Annotated in this window: 22 protein-coding genes; 6 read left to right on the forward strand and 16 right to left on the reverse strand. The window is 43.4% G+C overall.

All coding sequences use genetic code 11. From position 1 onward, the window contains the following. Positions 1-53: 53 nt before the first annotated feature. The 4 genes from VTAP4600_RS08080 to VTAP4600_RS08095 all read left to right on the forward strand — a co-directional run bounded on the left by VTAP4600_RS08080 (position 54) and on the right by VTAP4600_RS08095 (position 3,197). A complete protein-coding gene (locus VTAP4600_RS08080) occupies positions 54-830 on the forward strand; it encodes a peptidoglycan binding protein CsiV (RefSeq protein WP_102522332.1) in 777 nt (258 codons plus the stop codon). A gap of 60 nt (positions 831-890) precedes the next feature. Further along, entirely contained in the window at positions 891-1,445 is a 555-nt protein-coding gene (locus VTAP4600_RS08085) for a GNAT family N-acetyltransferase (protein WP_415239677.1), read from the forward strand. A 228-nt stretch (positions 1,446-1,673) separates the two neighbouring features. Continuing rightward, the gene (hpf, locus tag VTAP4600_RS08090) at positions 1,674-2,030 is read left to right on the forward strand and encodes a ribosome hibernation-promoting factor, HPF/YfiA family (protein WP_102522333.1); all 357 of its coding nucleotides are present in this window, start codon (positions 1,674-1,676) and stop codon (positions 2,028-2,030) included. 276 nt (positions 2,031-2,306) lie between these two features. Beyond that, positions 2,307-3,197, forward strand: a complete 891-nt coding sequence (locus tag VTAP4600_RS08095; protein WP_102522334.1) for a PA4780 family RIO1-like protein kinase — start codon at positions 2,307-2,309, stop codon at positions 3,195-3,197. 100 nt (positions 3,198-3,297) lie between these two features. Here VTAP4600_RS08095 and VTAP4600_RS08100 read toward each other — a convergent pair whose 3' ends face one another. From VTAP4600_RS08100 to VTAP4600_RS08130, 7 genes are all read right to left on the reverse strand, one after another. Continuing rightward, on the reverse strand, positions 3,298-4,587 hold the full coding sequence (locus VTAP4600_RS08100) for an NAD(P)/FAD-dependent oxidoreductase (protein WP_102522335.1): 1,290 nt from the start codon (positions 4,585-4,587) through the stop codon (positions 3,298-3,300). A gap of 388 nt (positions 4,588-4,975) precedes the next feature. After that, positions 4,976-5,515, reverse strand: a complete 540-nt coding sequence (gene ycfP / locus VTAP4600_RS08105; RefSeq protein WP_102522336.1) for an alpha/beta hydrolase YcfP — start codon at positions 5,513-5,515, stop codon at positions 4,976-4,978. Between the two features lie 133 nt (positions 5,516-5,648). Continuing rightward, the gene (locus VTAP4600_RS08110) at positions 5,649-6,506 is read right to left on the reverse strand and encodes a phosphotransferase (protein ID WP_231897906.1); all 858 of its coding nucleotides are present in this window, start codon (positions 6,504-6,506) and stop codon (positions 5,649-5,651) included. 71 nt (positions 6,507-6,577) lie between these two features. Next, a complete protein-coding gene (lpoB, locus tag VTAP4600_RS08115) occupies positions 6,578-7,168 on the reverse strand; it encodes a penicillin-binding protein activator LpoB (protein ID WP_102522338.1) in 591 nt (196 codons plus the stop codon). A 13-nt stretch (positions 7,169-7,181) separates the two neighbouring features. Further along, entirely contained in the window at positions 7,182-7,568 is a 387-nt protein-coding gene (locus VTAP4600_RS08120; protein WP_102522339.1) for a YcfL family putative periplasmic lipoprotein, read from the reverse strand. Then, on the reverse strand, positions 7,565-8,974 hold the full coding sequence (locus tag VTAP4600_RS08125; protein WP_415239678.1) for a COG3014 family protein: 1,410 nt from the start codon (positions 8,972-8,974) through the stop codon (positions 7,565-7,567). Before VTAP4600_RS08125 ends, VTAP4600_RS08120 begins: the two co-directional genes overlap by 4 nt. An 88-nt stretch (positions 8,975-9,062) precedes the next feature. Beyond that, positions 9,063-9,413 (reverse strand): HIT domain-containing protein, encoded by a 351-nt coding sequence (locus tag VTAP4600_RS08130; protein ID WP_102522340.1) that lies wholly within the window; start codon positions 9,411-9,413, stop codon positions 9,063-9,065. Positions 9,414-9,702: 289 nt separating this feature from the next. Between VTAP4600_RS08130 and VTAP4600_RS08135 the strand changes: the two genes are divergently transcribed. After that, a complete protein-coding gene (locus VTAP4600_RS08135) occupies positions 9,703-11,694 on the forward strand; it encodes a methyl-accepting chemotaxis protein (RefSeq protein ID WP_102522341.1) in 1,992 nt (663 codons plus the stop codon). A gap of 145 nt (positions 11,695-11,839) precedes the next feature. Then, the gene (locus VTAP4600_RS08140) at positions 11,840-13,003 is read left to right on the forward strand and encodes a DUF1887 family protein (protein WP_102522342.1); all 1,164 of its coding nucleotides are present in this window, start codon (positions 11,840-11,842) and stop codon (positions 13,001-13,003) included. Positions 13,004-13,105: 102 nt separating this feature from the next. On the opposite strand, the gene ltrA is transcribed toward VTAP4600_RS08140, so the two are convergent. The 9 genes from ltrA to VTAP4600_RS08190 all read right to left on the reverse strand — a co-directional run bounded on the left by ltrA (position 13,106) and on the right by VTAP4600_RS08190 (position 25,616). Next, positions 13,106-14,389 carry a group II intron reverse transcriptase/maturase gene (gene ltrA / locus VTAP4600_RS08150; RefSeq protein WP_102521018.1) on the reverse strand — a complete coding sequence of 428 codons (1,284 nt, stop codon included), beginning with the start codon at positions 14,387-14,389 and terminating at the stop codon, positions 13,106-13,108. 801 nt (positions 14,390-15,190) lie between these two features. Then, on the reverse strand, positions 15,191-16,249 hold the full coding sequence (locus tag VTAP4600_RS08155; protein ID WP_102522343.1) for a porin: 1,059 nt from the start codon (positions 16,247-16,249) through the stop codon (positions 15,191-15,193). 482 nt (positions 16,250-16,731) lie between these two features. Further along, positions 16,732-17,490: a uridine phosphorylase gene (gene udp / locus VTAP4600_RS08160; RefSeq protein WP_102522344.1), complete on the reverse strand. Its 759-nt coding sequence runs from the start codon at positions 17,488-17,490 to the stop codon at positions 16,732-16,734. Between the two features lie 358 nt (positions 17,491-17,848). Continuing rightward, positions 17,849-20,155, reverse strand: a complete 2,307-nt coding sequence (locus VTAP4600_RS08165) for a zinc/cadmium/mercury/lead-transporting ATPase (RefSeq protein WP_102522345.1) — start codon at positions 20,153-20,155, stop codon at positions 17,849-17,851. Between the two features lie 119 nt (positions 20,156-20,274). Further along, a complete protein-coding gene (locus tag VTAP4600_RS08170; RefSeq protein ID WP_102522346.1) occupies positions 20,275-20,748 on the reverse strand; it encodes a response regulator in 474 nt (157 codons plus the stop codon). Next, positions 20,735-22,075, reverse strand: a complete 1,341-nt coding sequence (locus VTAP4600_RS08175; RefSeq protein WP_102522347.1) for an ATP-binding protein — start codon at positions 22,073-22,075, stop codon at positions 20,735-20,737. Before VTAP4600_RS08175 ends, VTAP4600_RS08170 begins: the two co-directional genes overlap by 14 nt. Positions 22,076-22,078: 3 nt before the next feature. Beyond that, positions 22,079-23,497 (reverse strand): SLC13 family permease, encoded by a 1,419-nt coding sequence (locus VTAP4600_RS08180; RefSeq protein WP_102522348.1) that lies wholly within the window; start codon positions 23,495-23,497, stop codon positions 22,079-22,081. Between the two features lie 139 nt (positions 23,498-23,636). Further along, positions 23,637-25,100 carry an MATE family efflux transporter gene (locus VTAP4600_RS08185; RefSeq protein ID WP_102522349.1) on the reverse strand — a complete coding sequence of 488 codons (1,464 nt, stop codon included), beginning with the start codon at positions 25,098-25,100 and terminating at the stop codon, positions 23,637-23,639. A gap of 96 nt (positions 25,101-25,196) precedes the next feature. Further along, entirely contained in the window at positions 25,197-25,616 is a 420-nt protein-coding gene (locus VTAP4600_RS08190; RefSeq protein WP_102522350.1) for a CBS domain-containing protein, read from the reverse strand. Positions 25,617-25,872: the final 256 nt, after the last annotated feature.

Consider the following 25,872-nt stretch of genomic DNA (forward strand, 5'->3'; position numbering starts at 1 on the left):
CAATCAAATAACCTTTAAGCCGATGTGAACGGCTTAAAGGTGACGGAGTCAAAATGAACAAACTGATCCCTATTCTGCTATTTTTTGTTTCATTTCAATCTTTTGCTCAAAGGCAATTCGATATTGAAGTCATTATCTTTAAAAGATCAGTGAACCCAGAACAAGTACATGAATCTTGGCCAAATCATGCTGAGGGCATCAATGCGGGCAATGCTATCTCCTTTCAAAACAGCTTAGCTATGGAAAAAAGGGGAGCCAAGCTGTTGCCTGCATCTCAATACAAATTAAACAAACAGTATCAAGCATTGAATAAACATGCCGCTTTTAAGCCGATGATTCATGTTGCTTGGAGGCAAGGTGATCAAGGCAGAAGAGCCGCTCCGGTTTTTCACATTCAAGCAGGTAAAGATTTCTCTCGTGACTTCGATGAGGCGGGCAACGCTCGAGTTGACACCAGCACGGTTGACGGCATGAGTGAAGATATCAAAGAGCAAACGATTCATAGCCCAATCTACGAGCTCGACGGCAAGCTTCAAGTTTATGTACAGCATTACTTATTTGCAGAATTGGACGTTGATATTAAGGCGCCAAGCATTCGTGAAGTTTCGTTTGAATCTCAAGAGCTTGATCTAGAAAATGACGAACAAAACGCCAACGCCAATATCCAAGTAGGCAACTTAGAATCAGTGTCTCCTACCCTACAGGTAGAAGAGTATCTTAAAAGCTACCGTATGGACCAAAAACGTCGTATGCGCAGTACAGAAACTCACTATTTAGATCATCCTCTGATGGGCATGATCATCCAAGTACGTCGAGTACCTCAAGCTTAATATCTCTATTAACTAATAGCCCTTACACCTCTGGTATGAGGGCTAAGTAACATTTTCTCTATGCATATATCAGTAGATGACAGCATCCATACCGCTAGGCTTGAATTACGCCTCATCAATAATGACCATCTCAACGAATTTTGTGAGCTAGTTTGCCACTCGAAATCACTACATCAGTGGGTTGATTGGTGTCATCCTGCGTTTACTCAACAAGATGGCTACGACTTTCTTATCGCAAATAGAATCAATTGGCTGAAGAGCCTATCTTATGGGTTTGGGGTCTTTTTTAAAGACAGCGATGAACTCGTAGGCATGGTCGCGTTAACAGAGCGCTACTACTCCTTTAATATGGGAACAATCGGTTATTGGTTGGGTGATGCTCACCAAGGCAAAGGATACGCCGGCGAAGCTTTAATAGGCCTATGTTCGTTCTGTTTTGAAGAGATAGGCTTGACTCGATTAGAGATCGTTTGCGATACCGATAACATCGCCAGCCACACGGTTGCAAGGAAAATTGGCGCGATAGAAGAAGGACTCGCACGAAATCGTTTTATTCATGCTGACCAAGTAAAAGATGGTTTAGTGTTTTCTTTGATTCCAAGTGACTTAACTTGACTGTCGCTGTTTACTATTCAAACTATCAATGTACTGACTAGGCGGTTAGGTAAGATATTTTCTTTTGTTGCCCATACATATTCTTGCAACATTGCCCGTATTCAAGGGGTAAAGCCAATATTATTTCATAACACTGAACTCAATCACACATGTGCAAATCTACACTTGGTCAAAGTGCGCAGAGTTTGCTAAGTTTAAAGAACACAGTGATTGGAAAGGTATAATTATATGAAAGTAAATGTTCAAACACACCACGTATCAATCAATGAAGACTCACGCAAAGATATTGAAAGTAAATTTGAAAAAGTCTCCGCTCACTTTCCACAACTGATCAGCTGCGACATCATCGTTACGAAAGAACATGGCCAACATGAAGTAGAAATTTTCACAAACTACGAAGGCGTTCGCGTATCAGCGAAATCAACAAACGATGTTATGTATCCAGCTATTTCAGCCGCATTCAAGAAACTAGAGACGGGCCTTAGCAATCGAAAAGGGCAACTGAAGGCAGACCTTCACGCCAAGCCGACCAGCACAAAACCGGAAATCGCTTCGGATATCATTCAAGAGATGAAGTTGGTGTAAGCCATACCCATTGACCAGATTCATAAAGCCAGCCTACTCGTGCTGGCTTTTTTACATTTACTGCCAAGCTAATTCATAACCACGAGCAAATAACGAAAAGGAACCCAAACATTGCTAGCATCGAACTCTGCACTGACTAACCTTCCTATGTCAAAAAGTTCTGACGATCCTTGTATTGACCCTTTTCGGCGCAAAAATAGTGGATCTAGTAAAAATCGGCCTTGGTTTATTCGCATTGATATTACATCCATCGACTAACTAAGGTATAAAGACGCTATGAAAATACCAAAAAGAATACAGCCCTTAGTTGACGATGGTTTAGTCGACGAAGTGACCAGCCAATTAATGAGTGGCAAAGAGGCTTCAGTGTACATAGTACGCTGTGGCGATACGATCCGTTGTGCCAAAGTGTACAAAGAAGCGAGCCAGCGAAGCTTTAAACAAGCGGTGGCTTATCGAGAAGGCCGTAAGGTTCGAAATAGTCGTCGAGCCAGAGCGATGGAAAAAGGCTCTGGTTTTGGACGAGATCAACAAGAGAAAGTATGGCAAAACGCAGAAGTCGATGCGCTATACAAGCTTGCTGAAGCCGGCGTTAGAGTACCTGTACCCTATGGCTGCTTTGACGGCGTATTACTCATGGAGTTGGTCACAGACGACGAAGGCTACGTTGCACCAAGGCTAAACGATGTAACAATGTCTGCAGAGCAAGCCCGTGAAGATCACCTAACCATGATGACCTATGTCGTCAAGATGCTATGTGCGGGTCTCATTCATGGTGATTTGTCTGAGTTTAATGTCCTCGTTGATGAGCACGGCCCTGTGATCATTGACTTACCACAAGCCGTTGATGCTTCAGCCAACAATAATGCCGAGTGGATGCTTGCTCGTGATATTAATAATATCCGTGATTATTACGCCCAGTATGCGCCAGAGCTAGCCAAAACTGAGTACGCGAAGGAAATGTGGGCACTCTTTGAAAAAGGCCTACTGACACCGGAGAGCGAGCTTACGGGTCAATTTGAAGAAAGTGACATTGATGCAGACGTCGAGACCATTATGCAAGAAATTGACGCAGCCCGTGCCGAAGAGCTAGGCCGACGTGAACGCCTTAAAGAAGCAAAAGAAGGGGTCGACGAAAGCAAATTTAACTGGGCCGACACTGAGTAAACGCCCTGCTTTATCCATCATCTTCTCACTCCTATCCATAAAAAATGCCAGCATCAATGATGCTGGCATTTTTGTCTTATTAGTGGTGCTGTGTCGTTGATTAATGCAGTTTCAAATTAGGGCGTAATACGCGGTTAATTCTTCCAACTAACATCATCAACGCCGTTTTCAACATACCATGAAGCGCCATCTGGTGCATACGATAGAGTGAAATATACACTACGCGAGCAATGCGCCCTTCAACCATCATAGAGCCTTTCGTTAAGTTACCCATCAAGCTACCTACGGTAGAGAAACGACTAAGAGAAACCAACGAACCATGATCTTTGTATTCATACGGTTTTAATTCACGACCATTCATTTTAGCCACGATATTTTTATAAGCTTGGCTAGACATTTGGTGCGCTGCTTGAGCTCGAGGTGGAACAAAAGAACCATCCGCTTGGGTACACTGAGCCAAATCACCAATAACAAAAATGTTGTCATCACGAGTGGTTTGCAATGTATTTTTCACAACCAACTGATTGATACGGTTCGTTTCAAGGCCAGCAATGTCTTTAATAAAATCTGGCGCTTTAATGCCCGCCGCCCACACCATAATTTGTGCTGGGATTTTATCACCGTCTTTCGTCGTCAAGCCTTCACTGTCAGCTTGAGTAACCATAGTCGCAGTGCGAACGTTCACGCCGAGCTTGGTCAGTTCTTGATGCGCAGCTGACGAAATTCGTGGTGGCAACGCAGGCAAAATACGCTCACCCGCTTCAACTAAACTAACGTTTAGCTTACTTGAGTCCAAGTCACCAAAACCGTAGGTACGCAGCTCTTTAATCGCATTATGGAGTTCTGCTGAAAGCTCAACGCCCGTAGCACCAGCGCCAACAATCGCAATATCGACACTCCCTTGACCATTCTTAGCGTGCAGTTTCAGGAACTGGTTGTTCATTTCAGTTCGGAAACGGTGTGCTTGCTCTGGGCTGTCGAGGAAAATACAATTATCACGTACACCGGGAGTATTGAAGTCATTCGAAGTTGAGCCAATCGCCATCACTAGAATATCGTATTCAAGTTCGCGTTGTGGGATCAAAAGCTCTTGATGCTCATCACGTAACTCACTTAAGACAATCACTTTACGATCACGGTCAATGCCCTCTAGGCTGCCCATTTGAAAGTCAAAACTGTGATTCTTAGCGTGCGCGCGATAGCTTAGAGCATCCACACCTTCATCCAATGAACCCGTTGCTACTTCATGCAACAAAGGTTTCCATAAGTGGCTGCCCTTACGATCGACTAAGGTGATCTTAGCTCGATTCTTGCGCCCTAACGTACCGCCTAATTTGGTCGCTAGTTCCAAACCGCCGGCACCGCCACCTACAACAATAATGCGCGTCATGATGACACTCCTTTTCAAATTAAAACTTTATATAGCCCTCGTCACTGAAAATTCAGAAACCAAGGCCTGGGATTCTTTAAAAGAGACACAAGGAGCACGCACTCTAACGGGGGCTCAACTTAGTGATCAGGAGCAAAATTTCGGCTATCTAGCACGTTAACATCAACTTTCTTTGATATTTATCAAAAAAACTTGGCGTGAACGCATTATAAGCGCCAAATCCTTTAAGGCAATGGGTGTTTTTAAGAAAGTCATCTTTATAACAGCCAACTGGTGAAGGCTTGTACAAGATTTAAGATTTGAATGGATGAAAAAAAAACACCTTACGGTGCTTTTTTATTGATAACAAGAAAGGTATCAACATCATGAATCATGACTGCGATTACGATTAGCTTTGTTTGAACGCTTTCATGGCTTGTAAATGCTGGGAAATTTTCACGAACTTATGCTCTTGCGTCGCATCCCAAATGATATCGTAATAATCTTCTAACTCACTCGCATGAGCTTTGTTGTCGTGAATGGCATCGTTTTCAGACAAAATAACCAAACACTGTTTGCTATTCTTACTTCTGAATTTTTCGACACATTTCGTCGCGATATCTTCATATTCTTCAGGCCTATCAATTCGGCCTTGCATGTTAATTTCTGGACGTAAATTAGGGTTAAACATCACTTGCTTAATCCCACATAGAAAACCTATTCGTTCAGCCCAAAAGCCTCCCAAACCAACACCACAAATTAGTGGATTTGGATCGTCACTTTGCTCAATAACTTTATGGACTTCCTTAAGCAGGTGCTGCATATCGTGTTTAGGATGACGAGTACTGTAGTTAACAAAGCGAATATCATCATCGATAAATTGCAGTTGCAGTACTTTTTCGTGGTTACCTGGGCTTGTTGAATCAAAGCCGTGTAAATATATAATCATAGTATCCCCCCGGTTCCATGGGTGCTGTTATGAATTCAATCTACCACGAATAACGGGCTTTGAAAGCGGTCGAATGTGAAATCTTATCTGTAAAAAGTGATCTTATTTGCATTATTTCGAATTGCAGGCACGGCTAGGTTAAAGTTTGTTCTATTAAAGTTTGTTTCATTTCTCGGGCACTTTCTAGATAACTTTCATCTCCCCACAACTGATACCCCAGGTAATACCACAACATTCCCATCATCTGCGTACATGGCAGCCATTCTAACGTGCTCGTAACCCACGCTTCTTCATCAGCTATGCCACGGATCTTGCAGTACTGCTTAACGCTCTCTTCAATCGGTAACCCCGCCACTGAACATGTCATCGCAATATCCATGCACGGATCACCAACCGCTGCGTATTCCCAATCGATCACTCCTACGCCTTTTTCCGTCCGAATAAGGTTGTAATCACCCAGATCAAAATGGCAAAGCGAACGGCGTATGTTTGGGACATAGGGAGGCTGACGAAAACGTCTATATAGCTTTTCTAAATAAGGTTCTTCAGTTGTATTTTCAAGCTGCATCCAATATAGGTCAACTTTTTCAGCCAAGTTGAATTTCTGGATGGGCTTGTCATTGATTTGCGTACGATGAACATCAGCAAGCGTTGTTAACAGCTCAAGCGGGGCAATTTTCCCGACCATCACCTGCCCCTCTAGCCATTCGACTAATAAGCCAGATTTATTTAATAGAATAGGTCTTGGTGCAAAAGGGTGATGCTCTAATGCATGAAGTAATACGTATTCATTAGCACGAGACACACCAAATGAGGTAGAAATAGTGGTAATAGGTCGCCACACATAGTGACGACCTTGAGTATCAGTGAGTTTCCAGCATCGATTACTAAGCCCGCCCGCCAGTAACTCAATAGCGACTGGAGGCATAACAAAAAACTCACTCAGTGACGCCAATGAATCATCAAGCCTTAATGCTTCATCCCAATCCATTTTTGCCACTGGTTACTCCTGTTGTACGCCCTAAGCACTAAACTCTAAGTGCTTAGGGCTAAGTGCTAGTATTATAGACCTAGGAAGCTTTTAGACTTTTGCTTACGGATTTCCGTTTCGTCAGCCCATTCAATCAAGCCAGACTCAAGATCCATTAGACGCATCGTCATTTTGTAGTATACATCCTGGTCGCTGCCTTCGTTTTTCACGATGCTAGATAGGTTGCCGTAAAGCATGTACTGAGCACCAACCATCTTACCAAATTGGATCGCGCTGCTTTGATTTACTAGCTCATCATCGTTTTGGAAGTTAAGTTGCTCACGTACTGATTCAACACGATCCATGTCAACAAAGCGGAACTTACCAGAGTTCAGCATTTTGGTGCTGATTGAATCTGTAATTGATTCAGTATCGATGTGTTCGCTGGTTTTGTTCTTGATACGCTCAACAAATACGATAGGACGGCTTTCACGAGTGATTGCCGCGACTGAACCAGACATCATCATGCTGTCGACCATTTGGCCAGCAATGGTTTGTAAATCAGTAGAACCAAAGTCAATCGTTGTGGTTTCTACTGCTTGAGCATCACCATACGATACTTGGTTAGAACAACCACCTAAAACAACTGCAAGCCCAAGTAATGCAATGATACTTTTATTCATAATGTTTCCTTAATTAATCTGCTTTACGGATCTGAACGCGGTAATTCGTTGCGTTCGGATTCACCGATACTTCTGAAATAGAGATGGTTTCATGGCCACGAACAATTTTCTGTTTCCATGGGCTAAGTTTAGTGTTTACTTCTAAACCCTTATCGTCATACCAATAAAAGCGATATTGAATATTTTGATTGCCAGACGATTTACTGGTTAGCATCACAATAGCGCGAGCATGACCATTGACTTCATCGGTATCGATTTGTTCAATATCTATTTGTCCGCCCAGCACACTGTCGTTAAAGATGACTCGTTGAGATTGACCATCCACACTGAGCCCTGCTGTGTTTTCTGCACAGCCCATTACAGCCAATACAGATAGCGCTACAATCCAGATTTTCTTCATTTAATTGCCCCTAGTTGCTTATGCCAAATAATTGAACCTTGGCCTTGTCTTGATACCCATACCAGCGTTGTACGACCTGCTGATACTTCAAATTCATAGTTGTTCCCGTTGGCATTCACGCTGTGAGTACCTGATTTAACTCGCTTACTACTACTATATACCACTGCAGGTAATGTCTGCCAACTTCTCGTGTCCGCTTGTTCTGTTAAAATATTCCACAAATTCAACAAGACATTGCCAACATCGTCTTCATTTTTTGCCGCTTCACGGCGAATTTGCTCTTTCGCTATAACACGTAATGCCTGGCGAATAATGATACTCGGCATACGTTCAGACAAATTATTGCCCGCCATTAAATTAACGTCGACCAACTGAGATTGCTTGAGTGTTGCATCATCGAGCATTAACTCGTTTAAGCTATAGCCCTCAGTGTTCGGGTAGTATGGTAGCGACAAGTTATAGTATAAATATTGTTTAGCATTCCCATCATAATAAGGGAAAGAATATTGCCAGCTGTCCATCGCTTGCACGACCCGTTGCTCATCAATAATAATCACCCGGCCTTCATTTTGACTTGGTTTTTTATATTTTCCGTAACGTTTTTCAAGCTTAGCCAAATCTTGCTTCATGCCTAAACGATGGCCAACCCGCAAGGTTCCATCAATAATTTCGCGGTTTTCCGGCATCACGGCCAGCGCTCGCTTATAATCGACATACGCGCTGTTTAAGTCGTTCGCAGCTTCATACAGTAAAGCAGAGAAATACAATAGATAACCATTTTGTACCGCTTGCAGCTTTTTTCCGGCTGCAGGGTAATTGGCCATGATCGCACCCAAGTTTTCGTTGATACCTTTGGCATCACCGGATTTTTCGGCCGATTCTAATTCTGCTTCTCGACGTTTCTTTGCCTGTTCCTGAACCATATTTGCGCGTCTGATTTCAACCAGTGCACCTTCTAAGTCGTTCCCTTTAAGGTAATTTAGACCTAAATATAAATGCAGAAAACCCAATTCATAATCAGCAGGCTCATAACTGGTTAAGTTGTCATTCGCCGCTAATGCACCAACTGAAGCCGCCGTCTCGCTAAGCGATACGATAGGCTGATCAGCTTGAATTTTAGCCGCTTGGTCACTTCGTTTTAAGCTAGCCAAACTCAGTGCATAATTTTGGTTAAGTAACTCAACTCGCCCACGCTCCATATTATCAAGAATGGGACCTGCCAACTCTGAATCCATCTCGGGTAAAGAGTCTTGCGCTGTTTGATACTGCCCCTGACTTACGGACTGGTACACGTCAGAATGCTGTGCACTATAATGACTAAACAAATTACCTGCGCTCATCGAGGCACAAGCGGTCAGCGCAGCTGAAATTGAAGCAACGACTATGTTACGGACTAAAGAAGTCAAGCTTCCCCCAGTTTGAAATAAATACTTTAAGAGTGACCCCTAAAACAAATAAGAGTTTCATTCACTGAACAAATAATACCACTGTAGATCAGCCAACTAACATAGGGCCAAGCGGCTTGCCACCAACAATATGCATGTGAATATGATAGACCTCTTGTCCACCATGAGCATTACAGTTAACAATCAAACGATAGCCATCTTTAGCAATGCCCTCGTCTTCGGCAATCTTACGAGCCGCAGTGAACATGCGCCCCATCATCAATTCATCTTCAACTTCGACATCGTTTGTTGTAGGAATTAACTTATTAGGAATAATAAGAACATGCTTAGGCGCTCTTGGGTTGATATCGCGAAACGCAGTCACTAGCTCGTCTTGGAACACGATATCTGCTGGAATTTCACCATTGATGATTTTGGTAAATATGGTTTCTTCAGCCATGAGGTGCTCCATTTAAATATTCATAGTAAGGATACGAATCAACGCGGCCATAAAGCCACTAAATCCTAGTTAATTTCGGAGCTTAGTATGCGCTATGGCTCGCAATAACTCAATAAAAAACACCGTTCATAAGTAGAGTGTCACTCAGGATCGAACGAGCAAATTACAGAACTGCAACCTTCGTCAAAGTAAAAGCAAAACAGAGTTCGTAAAATGAGCTCTTAATAAAAATATTTTAGAGGCCTTTTTGCCTCTTGCTTTACACTTTGAAACTAATGGAGAGAAAACCATGCAGGGATCTGTAATCAGGCGCATGTACGCAGGGTTCACACTCATTGTGGTGCTATTTGTAGCAACAATAGCCATAATGATGGGGGGAATGAACAAGATTCATTCCAATTTCGAAAACGTTTCGGATACCTCTTTGCCACTTGTGGCACTATCAAACCAAACCAGCGTTGAGCTTCTATCCGCTGACAAGTCCTTTAAAGATTTCCTAACGACTCAGAATCAAGAGAAGGTGAGCGCTTCGCGAAATAGTTTTATTACCGCGCAAGACGAATTTAAAGCAACCCTTGCAAAGCTTGAGTCCATCAGTAAAAGTACGCCTGAAATTGCTCCGAGAATTAAAGAGCTCAAAGTTTTAGAAGAAAGTTACTTTGCCGAAGCATTAGAGGCAATGGATAATTACCGAGCTATGTTTGCCGCACAAGAAGCGGTTCAAAAATCTTCACGTAGCTTCCAGAAACTACAAACTGAACTTAGCGTTGGCATGAAAGAATATGTCGATGACCAAGACAAAATTGCCGTAAAAGTGATGGCAAAGAGTTACTTTATTAAGTTAAAAGACGCTGAAGTTGTAACATCTGATGCTTTGGCGAGCAGTGACACTGCGTTTGTAAAAAAAGCGGTAACGCGTAACAAAAAAGCCGTAACTCACTTAAATTACGCTTATCGTGGCCTTGCGACTCAACTTCCTGCAATCAAAAGTGTTTTCGATAAGTCTGTTGCTCAGTTTACTCAAGACGTAGGTAAATCTGGTGGTGTCTTAGACCAGCACTTTGCTTACTTAACCGCCAAAGAACGTCTGTATGATAACATCGCCAATCTTGTGATTAAGATCGACGATGCGATGAATATCCTCGCTACCTTTAACGCGACAGCGGCTAAACAGCTTGATGCCTCTCTTGCTGAAGCTGGCGGCATTTACGAAGAAGGTTACATCCAAGCGATTGGTATTGGGTTTGTTGTCTGCTTAATCACGTTAGGTATTGGTTGGAATGTCGCGCACAGTGTTCGTGAACCACTAACTCGCATGCTCTCGACATTAGAGGGGCTAACTAAAGGCGACCTAACACAACGAATCGACATACGTAATAACAACGAATTCAGCCAATTGAGTCGTCATATCAATACGCTTGCCGACAGCCTGCACGGTATTCTCAAAGAGCTTAATGATGCCGCAGATGACCTAACTAACGTAGCAAACAGCAATAGTCAAACATCGGTCAAAGCCCAAGGTCAGCTGAATGCTCAAAGAGAGCAAACAGCAACGGTTGCAACGGCAATGACTGAAATGGAACAATCGGTAAATGAAGTAGCGCAAAGTGCGCAAAACTCAACTGACATGGTTCTTAAAGTTGAAAGTGCTTCAGCATCAGGCCGTGAAATCATGAGCACCAATATCACGACCATTAATCAGCTTGAAGCTCGATTAACTCAGTCTGTTGATGCGGTCTCTGATCTCCAGCGTATGAGTAGCCAAATTGGATCGATTCTTGATGTTATTCGGAATATCGCCGAACAAACGAACTTACTTGCTCTTAATGCGGCAATAGAAGCTGCCCGAGCTGGCGAACAAGGTCGTGGTTTTGCGGTAGTTGCCGATGAAGTTCGTGTGCTTGCCCAGAAGACCACTCAATCGACAAGCGAAATTGAAAGCATGATAAGCAACTTACAGTCTTCCTCTAAATCAGCAGGCAACGTCATTGAAAGCTGCATGTCTGATATGGAGCAATCCGTCGCACAAGCTTCAAATGCCAACAGCGCCATGGTAGAAATTCAAGCACTTATCGTCGAAATCAGCCAGTTGAGTACTCACATCACTCAAGCAGCTGACGAGCAAAGAGTTACAACCTCAGATATCGCTCGTAGCTTAGAAGACATTAACCACATTGCTAACGAGAGTTACCAAGCAATGAACGAAATTGCAACGGTCAGCCAAGACTTAACCAAGCTCTCAGGAGAGCAAAGCGAAATCGTTCATCGATTCAAGCTATAAGCTCATTTCAGGCAATATTAAGAAAGAGCAACCTAAGCAATAGGTTGCTCTTGTTTTTTTATTAAAAAGCCCCCATCTTATATGTGGCTTGCTGATCTTCTCACTCATTCTAACTTTCCAGCAGGCCTTATGTTGAGGACATGATATGGCCGTACATGTAGGTATTATAGACCAAGATCCAGTTCGTCTTATCACACCATTATTTGATAAACGCACGATCAGCCGTCACATTGTTTTCATTGGCGACAAAAGCCAAGAAAACATGTACTTAAGACTAAACTCAGTACTAGCGACTCGCGAGATTACTTCCGAGTTTTTTGAGATCCCAAGTGTCGTAAACACCTCTCTCATTAAAGAATCAATTCAAGTCCTTGCCGCTGATCTTAAAGCGCGTGGAGAAGAAGTAAAACTCAATGCCAGTTGCGGTTTACGTCACCGTTTACTGTCCGTTTACGAAGTATTCCGTACCTACCATTGGCCTATTTTTGTGGTTGAGCCATTCAGCGACAAATTGTGTTGGCTTTATCCTGATGGCAAAGAAGAAGCGCAAGTTCAAGATCATATTAAAATCAAAGATTACCTCACGATTTTCGGTGCTAGAAGTGAGTTCAATGAACAAGAAATACCAGAGCAACTGGATGCAAAACTGCATGATCTAGGGGTTCGTTGGGCGAGTAACGCTTTGGAGCTTGGTCCCGGCTTGGCAACGCTTAATTACCTTGCGACTACGTGCCGAAAAGAACAGAAGCTTGATGTCGGCCTCACGGAAAAACAACAGAGTTACCGTGAATTAGATATGCTCATTCAAGATCTGGTCGAAACCGAATTAGCGACCTATGATAAAGGCATTCTAACGTTTGAAAGTGAAGATGCTCGTCGCTTCTCTAACGGCGAATGGCTTGAAAACTTGGTTCACAGCACGGTTAAACAAATTCAACAAGAAATCCCTACCATTCAAGATCGCTCTCTGAATGTTCAAGTTTACCGTCAATTAGGTGAACGTGAAGTGCGTAACGAGCTTGACGTAGCAACCGTTGTGAACAATAAGTTACATATCATCGAATGTAAAACCAAAGGCATGCGAGATGACGGCGACGATACTCTCTACAAACTAGAATCACTTCGTGACTTATTAGGTGGTCTACAAGCCCGTGCCATGCTAGTAAGCTTCAGACCTTTGCGCCACAACGACATCACTCGTGCTGAAGATCTTGGGCTTGCATTGATTGGTCCTGATGAGCTCAAAAACCTTAAACACTATTTAACCACTTGGTTTAAAGAAGCTGGCGGTTACGAAGATCTGGCCTAATAAACAAACCGCTGTTAACTTATTACTCAGCACATCGAGTAGGGTGAGGCGTCTCCGCCTCATCCCTCTCACAGAACCGTACGTACGGACCTCGTATACGGCTCATGCACATTTCCATTCAGCATAATGGCTGAACACATATCCTGTCCTAACGTGTTCAAGATTCACTAATCCAAGGTCGTTAAACCATTGATTTGGCATCGAGTAACTGGCTAATGGACTCGCAGCATTTCTCCAACTATCCATACAGATATACCTGAATGACCCTTCGTAACCTAGCTGTCTTAGCCTGCGGTGGAGTCGGGTCGGTTTTTTCCATAATCGTAATTGGACGCTGCGAAGTCTTCGCCTTAACCACGCGGCCAGTTTCTTAAACTCCCTGTTGGCATTCGCTATTCGAAAGTACTGGCTGAACCCTCTCAGAAGTGGATTCAGTTGTTTAATGACTTCTAACAATGGCTTACCGCCATTGCGTCTTGTCACTCGCTTCAACTTTCCTTTGAACGTCGACATTTTCTTTGGCTGAATACGGCTATAATGGCTACCGATTTCTATTCCAAGGAATTTCACACCTTCGCCGCTGTGCGCTATGTGTGATTTGGTTTCGTTCACCGTTAACTTGAGCTGTTTTTCCAGGACCTTCGTTGCCTGTACTTGCGCATTTTCTGCACCTTTACGGCTGCGACAGAAGATCAGTATGTCGTCGGCATAACGGACTATTCGATGTCCTCGCTTTCGCATCTCTTGATCAAACGCATCCAGATAGATGTTCGCTATCAGTGGGCTTATTACTCCACCTTGCGGACTACCTATCTCGGTATGCTGCCACTCTCCATCAACCATTACGCCACTTTTCAGGAACTGTTTGATGAGCTCCAGTACGCTACTGTCTGTGACTCGTTTCTTAATGCTTTTTAGAATAAGCTCATGATCGAGCTTATCGAAGCACTTCGATAAGTCCATATCTACGACGTGTTGCATTCCGTATCGACGGATGAACATCGTCGCTTTGTTTATAGCATCGTGACAACTTCGATTCGGTCTATACCCAAAGCTGGATGGGTGAAACTGCTCTTCGAAGATTGGGGTTAATAGATCATTTAGAGCTTGTTGGACAACTCTATCCCGTACTGTTGGGATCCCAAGTAATCGCACCCCACCATCATCTTTCGGTATTTCTACCCGTCTGACGGGTTGAGGGGTGTATCGCTTGGTTTTGAGTTCCAGAAGAAGTTGATCTAGGTTATCACTCAGATTTTGGGCGTAGTCGCTTAGGCTCTGCCTATCTATTCCGGCCGCGCCTTTCGCTTTCCACACTTTTTTAAATCCTTTATAGAGTCGCTCTTTGTGGAGCAAGTGACCATATAAACTGTAGTAAACTCTCAACTTTTTCCTTTAGATTGTGTGCCGTGTGGGGACAAATGCTCTCTCACAGTGTTGGTGTATTTCACTCCACTCTCTAGCCTTCTAGCTCAATGGCAATTTACTAGAGTGAGTCAGAGTTACTCCCTTGTACGGTTTCTCGCTTCAGTGCTTTGCTTTCACAAAGACCGAGACGGAATACCTCGATAGCTAATCAACTTGTATACCACTGAAAAAAAAACATCTGCTCATCACAGACTTAAAATGTACTTCATCCCTTCGCAACACCAGATTGCTTTTGGCAAAATGTTGTCCCATCAGACGTGTTACTGATGGTCAGCTCAGTTTTATCCTCCACACCATTACTGGGCTTCACCGGCCGAGCTTTACTCACTACTACGGATTCATCTGCCACCTCGCACCAACATAGATCTTGGCTCTCGCCTTGAGTTTATGCTTCCGACGTTTGCTCGGATGTGATGTCAGGCTTCCCCAGTTACTGCACTGGCTCCCTGTTAACAATGCCACCCTCAAGCACAATCTAGGTCTGATTGAGTATCGGGCTTCACGCTATTTTTCACGCTTACCCACCTAAATTGCCGAATCAGGTTCACTTTCGTTGTGTACTGTTAACTTCCTATCGCTTCCTTCAAACCCTGCCGTTGGCCAGCAACGCCCTTACGATTCGGATTATCTTCCCCTCAATCAGGGTGATTTAGGCTTCTTTCAGCCTAATGGGTTTGCCAGCTTCGCTGGGCAAACAAAAAGCCCAGCCACTCATAAGTGGTCTGGGCGAAATACATAACCTAGATTCTACTTTATTACCTACCAGTAAAGACGAGCACCAATTGCGAAATTAGTCTCACCATCTTTGACCGATGTTGGCCCTACAAAAGAGTCGGATCCTCTGTTAGTAAAACCTGTCGTTGTCCCTTTACCGTGCCCTACTTCACCATAAATTCGAGCCCAGCTATTGAATTTGTAAACCGTTCCTAAGTAAAGGTTTTTACCATCACCATCTTCAGTATCAAGTCCACTTGTTTTCTGCGAGACATATTCAACTCCCGAATAAACAGTTGCCTTCTCGGTGATCGAATACATACCAGCTAAACTGAACGCATTTTCGTCAATTTGAGCCGGAGAGCTAAGATCTTCAACCAAAGCGTTGTAGTAAGTCGCTCCAATTTGCGCATCACCAAATTTGTACTCTATGGTGCCTTCAAAAAAGGTGTTTCGAAGATCTGCGGTTACGTCCTTTACGTTAGCTGGGTCGCTCTCATCAGAACCTACTTTATGACCTTTGGACGTATTTTTACCACCACCCACATGCACACTTAAATCACCAAACGATGTTCCAGCATAAAGCTCTGCTAGCTCTTGATGCGCATCATCTTGATCAAGACCATAGTTAGCCGCTACCCAGAAGCTATCGTGCGTGTAGTTATACTTTATTAGTGAGTCGTGACGGGCGCCAGAAAGAGTCGCGTGACGCATCCCTGAACCACCAAAGAAGTACGAATAATCCGCTCCGTACGTATCATCTGAAACTATCCATTGTCGACCGATGGTAATTTTACCAAAATCACCGCTAACACCAGCATAATGCAGTCGATTTTTCATTACATAGTCGCCTGAGCCTTGAAGGCCAAATTCAACTTTACCAAATACCTTAATATCTTCGGCCAGCTGATATTCCGCTTTCACACCCGCTCGAGATGATCCAGCTCCAAGCGTTACTTCTTTATTGGGCTTCTTTTTTAGTTCAGTACGTAACTGACCATAGAATTCAGCGTTACCCTCTTCTGATTTATAAATGCTAGCGGCTGTTGCTGATCCCGCAAAAATCAAAGAAGGCAATACAACTGCTAATAGTGTTTTTTTCATCAATCTATCCTGTGACTTGATTATTTTTAATATGGCACACCATCCTGGGTGCGAACAAAACGCTACCAGATATTAAAAAGAGCATCAATCAGCTGAATTTTATGATAAAAATCAAATAACCATGATTTATTTGTTGTCTATCGCAAATATTACAAATAGATCACGATAATAATTTCGGAATTAAGTATTGCTATATTAGTCAATAAAACTAAACATTTATACAATAATAGATATAAACGTTGGTACACCCTCAAAAAACACGCATATGAATAAGAACAATATTCTTAAAATATCGAAATTTGAAGAGTTTAGATGAACTTAATATAGAGATCACATATACCCACATGTAAAAATTTATTTCGGTTATCAACTTTCGAGCCACATCTAATTTATAAATCAGTCATATCGACGATTATTCGTCAATAAAAAAAGAGCAAAGGTATTCACCTTTGCTCTTTTTTTTATTTAACTAAATTAACGTGTTACAGCATTTTACGCGCAGCTTCTACTACCACTTTAATTGAGCGCGCTTCTGTTACTTTCAATGTCTCGTGATCTGGGATTTCTTTCTGAGTACGGTTGATAATTACGCCTGCAACACAACCCGCTTTTAAGCCAGAACTTGCACACATAGTTAACAGTGTTGCTGATTCCATTTCAAAGTTCAGAACGCCCATGTCTTGCCATTCTTGCATAGAACCTTGGAAACGCTTCACTACACGGCCCGAGAACGTATCGTAACGCTCTTGACCTGGGTAGAACGTATCACTTGATGCCGTTACACCCATGTGAACCGTTGCACCAGACTCATCAACTGCTGCTTTCATTGCTGTCGCAACTTCAAAGTCTGCAACCGCTGGGAACTCCATAGGAGCAAAGTGTAAGCTTGCGCCATCAAGACGAACAGAACCTGTTGATACGATCATATCGCCAACGTTAACGTGAGGCTGAATTGCGCCAGTGGTTCCCACACGTAAGAAAGTACGAACACCCAACTGTGCCAACTCTTCTACAGCAATAGATGTTGACGGGCCACCGATACCAGTAGAACAAACAACAACAGGCTTACCATCCAATTCAGCGCGATAAACAGTGTATTCGCGGTGGCTTGCTAAGAATACTGGGTTTTCCATTTCTTCTGCAATTTTTTGTACACGAGCAGGATCACCAGGAATGATCGCCAATGTAGCACCAGCAAGATCAGATTCAGTAATACCTAGGTGGAATACAGCTTGAGACATAGGGGACTCCTTTTAGTCGCGATATATTATTGGATAGCGCGTTGTCGTTATTATTTGAATACAGGAATTACTTTAACTGACTAAACTGGTTTAAATGGTGATCGAATTCACACTTGATGATGAACGACTCTTTGAATTTGCACGAAAAAACGATTGGCATCACACTTATATGCAGTTTATTACGCCCTGTTACAGTGAATGCGTATGCGAGATCATATAAATATATTGTATCAATGTAACTTTTTACCTAATAAAAGAGCACCATCTTAGAATAAGAAAGTGCTCTGTTTTTATAATACGCCACTCTGGGCTGCTATTCTAAGGAACACCCGCACCTTAGAAGTCTATCACCCATTGTTTACTTCGCGTCCTTTCTATCCATTCTCAACAAACGTAACGCATTTAGCGTGACCAACGCAGTCGCACCGCTATCTGCAAGTACTGCAACCCACAAACCGGTAATCCCCATCAAGCTTGTCACTAAGAAAATACCTTTAAGACCCAGCGCCAATGTGACATTTTGTTTAATGTTCCTTAACGTGGCTTGTGAAAGCTGGATCATAAACGGCAATTCGGCAAGGCGGTTATGTGTTAACGCCGCATCTGCGGTTTCAAGCGCTACGTCAGTACCACCGCCCATGGCAATACCAATTGAAGCGGCTTTCATTGCAGGTGCATCGTTGATGCCATCGCCTACCATTGCAACCGATGTTTCGCTGGCCAGTTGCTCTACATATTTCACTTTGTCTTGTGGTAACAAGCTCGCTTGATACTCCATACCGACTTTACTTGCAATGGCATGAGCTGATACTGGATTGTCACCCGTTAACATAATGGAGCGAATGCCCATTTTATCCAATTCAGTTATCGCTCTTTCCGCATCCTCACGAATGGTATCTTGCCAAGCAATAAGTCCTTTGACTTTTTCTGCCACTAATACGGCAACGACGGTTTTACCTTGCCCTTCCAGCTTATTAACCTGCTCAAGAATTGAATCAGATAAAGCCATCGTCAATTTACTTGGGGCAATAAGCCGTACCTCGGTACCGTCAATAAATCCGGAGACACCATGACCTAAAATTGCTTTTTTGTCGGAAGCTTCAGGCACCAGAATTGCTTTTGATTCAACAAATTTAAGCAAGGATTTAGCTAACGGATGATTTGAGCCAACTTCCACCGAGGCCGCGAGCGATAATAACTGTTCTTCTGGCATTTCAGCCGTGATATTGACATCGGTTACTTGAGGCTTACCCCTAGTTAAGGTGCCTGTTTTATCAAAGGCAATCGCATTAACTCGGCCTAACTGTTCTAACGCTGCTCCACCTTTTATCAAAGCGCCATGTCGTGCCGCCGTTGCTAACCCGGAAGTAATTGCTGCTGGCGTTGAAATAACGAGCGCACACGGACATGCAATCAGGAGCAAGGCAAGTCCTCGGTACAACCACGTTTCCCATGGTTGAGCGAACAGTAAAGGAGGCGTAATAATCACCAATAATGACACCACCATCATCAATGGGGTGTACCAACGACTAAACTTATCTAAAAATCTTTCTAACGGTGCTTTGCGAGATTCTGCTTCTTCAATCAAATGTAGAATTCGATCAATTGCATTTTCGCCTTGAGCGGAAGAGATAGTGATACGCACCACCTGATCAACCACAACACTACCAGCCATGATTGATTCACCTTTGATATGCTCAACTGGAATCGATTCTCCGGTCAACGCACTTTCATCAAAACTAGCACTACTATCAACTAACGTACCATCGGAAGGCAGCCTATCACCGGGGGCGACTTCGATCACATCACCAATATTCAAATCACTTGCCGCGACTTCGACTCTTTTACCATCGCGGATAACGGTGGCATTTTCAGGAACAAGCGCCATCAGTGCTTGTACACCACTTCTCGCTCGGTTTGAAGCATAGGCTTCTAAATGTTCACCCAATAGAAATAGCAGCAATACCATTGCAGCTTCAACCGTTTCGCCTAAGTAAAGAGCACCGATTGCCGCAACCGTCATGAGGGTTTCAATCGAAAACGGGGTGCCAGACTTCGCCATTGAGAATGCTTTCTTGCCGATAGGATACAGGCCAACGAGACATACAGCGGCGAACAGATATTTGCCGATTTCTGGGGATAATTGATTAACAGCAGCACTGATTAGCATTGCTACAGAAAGGCTTATGAGCAGTAGATTATTACTGAGAATGCCACGCCAACCAGATGGTGAAGCCTTAGATGACTTGGATTTATCACCCGCACCTTGCACGGTAAAACCAATGGCCTCAACCACATCAACGATGATCTTTTGATCCATTGGCTTCTCAAGTTGTACCACCAATTTTTGAGTCGTAAATCGAACTTGAGCAGACGCTATTCCATCAATTTTATTGACGGCTTTTTCCACTTTTTGGGCACAAGCAGGACAATCCATTCCCCCTATTAGCCAACTTTTGGACGCTAAGGGGGCTGCACCTTCTTCGTCATCCGAGGCTTGAACCGATGCTGCGCCGGATGAGCTGCAATCACTCCCTGAAGAACAACAACCGACACCTTCAGCGGCTATTTCAAGCTTAGAAGGTGTGGCAGGTGAGCAGCTGCTCACTTTGAAGGGTGTTTTTTGTGCGTTGTCAGAGCCGCAAGCCGTATGTTTACTGCACATGGCTTATTCCTTTTATGGTTAATGTGCTCTAACTATACACCTTGGAGTTAACTCCAAGGTCAAGGGCTTATTTCGTCAATCGAGCTTAAACATGTCAAACGACTGCTTAAAGTAGGCTCTTAACGTAGGCGAGTAAGTACGACATGTTGATCCAGTTCCGCTTGGTAAGCAGAGTAATCCAGCCCATTATCAAAAATAAACTCAGTTAATAGTGTTCTTGCCCTTTCTAATAACTCTTTACCTTGCCATGGTTTTTCAAAATAACTCTCTATGCGTGCTTTATTGATCGCTGTAATCGTATCGTGATGAGTAGCCTGACCCGTTAGCAGGACTTTCTTGGTTTTAACAAAGCGGCTATCTATCGAAACTTCAGTTAACAGCTCCACTCCAGTTTTGCCCGGCATCACATGATCGGAAATAATAAGTGCAACGAATTCACCATCGGCATCAAGTTCGTCCATCAGATCAAGCGCTTCATCAGCCGATTCACAATCTTCAATATTGACCCAGCTAGAAAGCGGTGCCAAATCCTGCAAAACCGCGCCTAATACTTCTCGCTGATCATCGACACAAATTAAATTAAGCTTTTCCATAACCTTCCTCATTGGGTAATTTTATCCGAAACACCGTCTTGTCAGGGCTGCTTTTGACCACAACGGAACCTTCATAGCTACTGACGATCCGTTTAACAATGGATAGGCCGAGTCCCAGCCCAAAAGAGAGCCCACCTTTTTTGGTCGTGAAATTAGGTTGAAATACTTGCCGACGGATCACTTCGGGTATTTCCGGGCCATTATTACTAATAGCGACCATAAATTTATTACTCGAAAAGCGACTAACAATATCGATTTGGGGGCTCTCGGTATCGGACATGGCATCACAGGCATTCTTAATAATGTTGGCCCAAATCTGCACTAATTCGGTTTCAGAGCCAACAAACTTAGGCAATTCTGCGGGGCTAAAGTGAACCGACACTCTGCGTAAATCGCTTTGCAACAATGCTAATGATTTCCGCAAGCTATCATTGATGTCGACCCACTCTTTCGTTTCGACATCCGTTCGACCTAGCTGCTTAACCGACTTAACAATGCTCACTGAGTGCTTGGCCGCTATTCGCATGTCATGCAGATCACGCCCTATGTTCCAAAATCGGATCGCTTGCTCTGTATTATCTAGCCATCCTCGGCTCACATCACCTTGTGGTATGGCTCGTGCTATCGCTTTTGCTTGATCTCTATCTAGCCCGTATTCTTTCACTAACTCCTTTGCGCGCACTCTGACATCAGCAGAGCTTGTTTTTTGCCCCCAAAGCAAACCCTGATCAACAAACTCACTGGCTTGATTATTATTTTCTTCCAGCAGTTCCAATATGACATTTAAAAGCCGCTCGGTTTTACTGCTGAGCACCCCTACCGCATTATTTAATTCATGGGCAATACCAGCAGCCAATTGGCCAAGGGTCGTCATTTGTTCAGCGGTATGTAATTGTTTCAATGCACGTTCTTTGGCGATGGTTTCTTGGGTTGCTCGACGCTGGCGCTGCGACAACTCATTAACGATAATCGGCGTAAACTGAGCCGATAGTGGTCCATGCTTTTCTGGCTCAATGGCTTGGGTACTGTTGTCTATCCATGCCAATACACAATCGGATTTTGCAATGACCGTTGACGAAGCAAGATAAGTTTCAGAAAAGAAACTGTGGACACCAATAAATGCCCCCTTCGAGGCAGTAAACACTTGGATCTGTTGCTGACTTTCTTCGTCTTGATAAAATCCATGCAGTTCACCTTCAACGACAAAATAGAGCCGATCATTATGGCCGTTCTGAGTCAGCACTGATTGGCCTGAGGCGATATCAACTTGCCGACTCGGTTCAGTGAAATATGCTTCAATAATCTGCTGATATCGAGTCAGTGCCATACGCTACCCAATGTGCCCAACAGAGTGAAGTACCCACACCATAACAAAACTTAACAACACACCAATAACACCTAGTACGATTCCTACTCTAGCCATTTGACTACTTTCAACATTTCCCGTCGCATGTGCCAAGGCATTAGGTGGCGTACTGATAGGCAAAGACATACCCAGAGAAGCAGCAAAAGTTACCACTAGGATGAGTGTCATTTCACCGCCCAAAGGAGCAAGGCTAACCATCGAGGCACCAAGTGCTGCCATTATTGGCATGAGCAAGTTCGCGGTGGCCGTATGAGACATAAAGTTCGCCATCAGCAAACATAAGAAAGCGGCACCAAACAACACAACGTAAGGCGAATAAGCATCAAACGGAATACTGTGTACCATTAGACGCGCTAACCCTGTTTTATCAAGTGCTAACCCTAGCGCTATCCCCCCCGAAACCAACCAGAGTACATCCCATGATATTTTCTTTAAGTCTTCTTTATTAATGATGCCCGTAAGCGAGAATATCGCGACAGGTATAAGCGCCACGGTGTAAGAATTCATCCCATGACTAGAACCCATTAACCAAAGTAAAATTGTGCCCGCAAACACAATGTAAACCGTAATGGCTTTTGGCGTTTTTAAAAACTTACCTTTGATATTGAGATCAATATTTTGTTGCTGCGCTGGGTATAGATATTTAATAAGGAACCAAGCTAAAGCCATCATCACAATCACAAATGGCACACCAAACACCATCCATTCCCCAAACGTTATCAGGTTATCACCGACCAAATATTTAAGTGCAATGGCGTTAGGAGGCGTGCCAATTGGGGTGCCGATTCCACCAATATTCGCGGCAACAGGAACGCATAATGCAAACGCAATTCGGCCAGGATCTTTTGGCCCGAATACAGCAATAACTGGAGTCAGAATTGACAGCATCATGGCCGTAGTCGCGGTATTCGACATGAACATCGAAAAAATACCGGTGATAAGCATCAGTCCAAGCATGACATACTTAGGCTGGGAGCCAAATGGACGTAGCAGCACCCGAGCTAAGTTCACATCCAACCGATATTTAGTTGCCGCCATAGCTAAAAAGAATCCTCCCCAAAATAGCATGATGATTGGGCTGGCAAAGGTTGCCATAATCTCATTGTATTTAAGTAGCTCACCAAAATGGGCTTGATCTTGTGCATAACGGAAAAAGATAAGCCCTTTATCCGAAAGTAGCAGCAACTCTAAGACGATGATAACCACAGAGGTGGCATAGATCGGGATAGGCTCAAACACCCAACATAACGCAGCAAGCAAAAAGATAGCAATCACGCGCTGTTGAATAATGGTTATGCCTTCAAATGGAAACGCCGATAATGGCATCAGCAATATGATAGCGGGAACGAGAAGAGGGATAATAAACTTAAGGTACTGGCGCATAATACAACAAAACTTCCTGTTACTGTAAATACCCGATAGGAATTGTGCAATTCAAACCTTGAATGGCACAATTATTAACCTGCAGTTACAGAGAGACCTAGAGATAGATCAAGGAAAGAGCAATCGATTGAATACGCTACTAAACTTCTGACTTAGTTGCTATTTGGCTCACAGATTTGTGGCTCGTAACCTCTTCGATTAACACTGGGTCACAGTTACAAAATGGCGTCATATTGACCGATGTTGTCGCCGGGTCTAATTCTGGTTCATAGCTAAACTCTTGCATCATCGACTGAATATGTCGCTGTAAGACCATGATCCCCAAAATACCAAACACAATGCTGCCTACCGCTTGACCATATAACACCCCAAGAGCGCCAAACCACTGTGCGCCAAAGTACACAAATGGCAAGGTACCTAACGTCGCTTTACCCAAATTAAGAGCCGTGGAATAAATAGGCTTACCTAGATTATTAAATGACGTATTAGCCACAAACAGTGCGCCATTAAAAACAAAACTGAAGGCAATATAAGAACAAAATGCCGCCACAATGATTGCAGCGTCGCCAGTAAGCGCAAAGCCTGCAATTAATGCGTCTTGCACCGAATAGAGAATAATAGAAACCGCCACACAATAGACGGTGACAAACAACAAAGAATTCATCAAGGTCTCTTTCACCCTATCGATTCTTTGCGCCCCATAATTTTGCCCGATAATTGGGCCAACGGCTCCAGATAACGCAAATATAACCGCGAAAGCTACGGGAGAAACACGCCCAATCACAGCAAAGCCTGCCACATAGTTTTCACCAAAATGAGCAATGTTCGCGGTGACTATCGCATTACCGATAGGCGTTGCGGTGTTGGTAATAATAGCGGGAATGGCAATCGTGACTATGGAACGTAAATCCTGCTTCAACTCTCCTAAATCAGGCCAACGGATCAATTTATAGGTACGATAAAGAGGAATAATTGAAAAAGCCAATACGGTAATTCGAGCTACAACCGATGCTGCTGCACCTTCTACGTTCCAGTTAAACCCAAAAATAAAAATCGGATCCAAGATTGCGTTCACAATCCCGCCTGATAATGTCGCCCACATACTGCGCTTAGCATCACCCGCAGCTCGTAAAGCGGCACCACTTGCCATGCCTAACGCCAATAATGGACTGCTGGGTAAGATAATTTCTAAATAAGCGGTTGCACGTTCTAATGCAACACCCTGCGCACCAATCGCGCTGAGTAACGTCTCAATATTGACATACATAACAACAGTGACTAACAAACTAATAAAAAATGCTGTCATTAAAATATTACTGGCTTTTCGCTTAGCATCTTGCTGCTGTTTTGCACCTAAGGCTTTTGAAACCATTGCCCCCATCGCAATGGAGGACCCAATCGAAACTGAGGTTGAAAAAAATAGCAACGTCCCAGCAAACCCAACCGCAGCGGCAAGCTCAACTTGGCCTAACATACTGATAAATAGCATATCGAGCAGGTCAACCGCAAACAACGCTAACAAGCCTATCGAGCCTGCACCCGACATCGTCAGAATGTGTTTCATTGTTGAACCTTCAACAAATTTTGCTTGCTGTGCCGCCATAAAGTGGTATCCGTATCATTTAAAATAAGAGCAATATAAAAAGTGATAAAAACAAATAAGGCGCCATAAGCGCCTTATTTAATTATTGAGTATCTATTAAACCGGATGTTTATAGCAATCATTAATGCTCGCACCGACCGCTCTAAGTACTTCTGTTCGAGTAATTATCCCCAAAAACTTATTTTGGTCATTCACTACTGGGTACATTTTAGGCTTACCGACTTTCATCATCCCGGCCAACTCAATAATCGGCATTTCGGGTTTAACCGACAACACTTCTCGATGCATACAATCACTCACAATGTGAGAATCTTGACAGTAATAGCTCACCGCAACCAGTTTATCGAGCAAATCTTGTTCGGACAAAAATCCAATCACTTCTTTGTTTTCATTAATAACCGGACCGCCCATGTGCTCGGAACTCATCACTTTATCTAATGCCGCACTCAATGGCATTTCTTCCGTAAACGTCACCGCTTTGTGCACCATATAATCTTTAATTCTTATCGATTCCATATTCGCTCCTTAACCCGTTCCTTCGCATGTTGTTCTTAGGTATAAGTTAAGTGTCGTCTAATTTCTTGATTTTACTAAATCGATTTGCACTTTTTTATCGATAGGCAAAACCAATCAAACACTCTAACTGACCGATCTCCCTCAATAATTTGCGGTCTAATGACCCAACGAATGGCTCAGAAAACAAGTTACCGTCGGTTTTATCCGTACCGATCATACAAATTTGTAAACTTCCTCTTAAAATCAGCTTCTATTG

The sequence above is a fragment of the Vibrio tapetis subsp. tapetis genome, assembly GCF_900233005.1.
GTDB classification, from domain to species: domain Bacteria; phylum Pseudomonadota; class Gammaproteobacteria; order Enterobacterales; family Vibrionaceae; genus Vibrio; species Vibrio tapetis.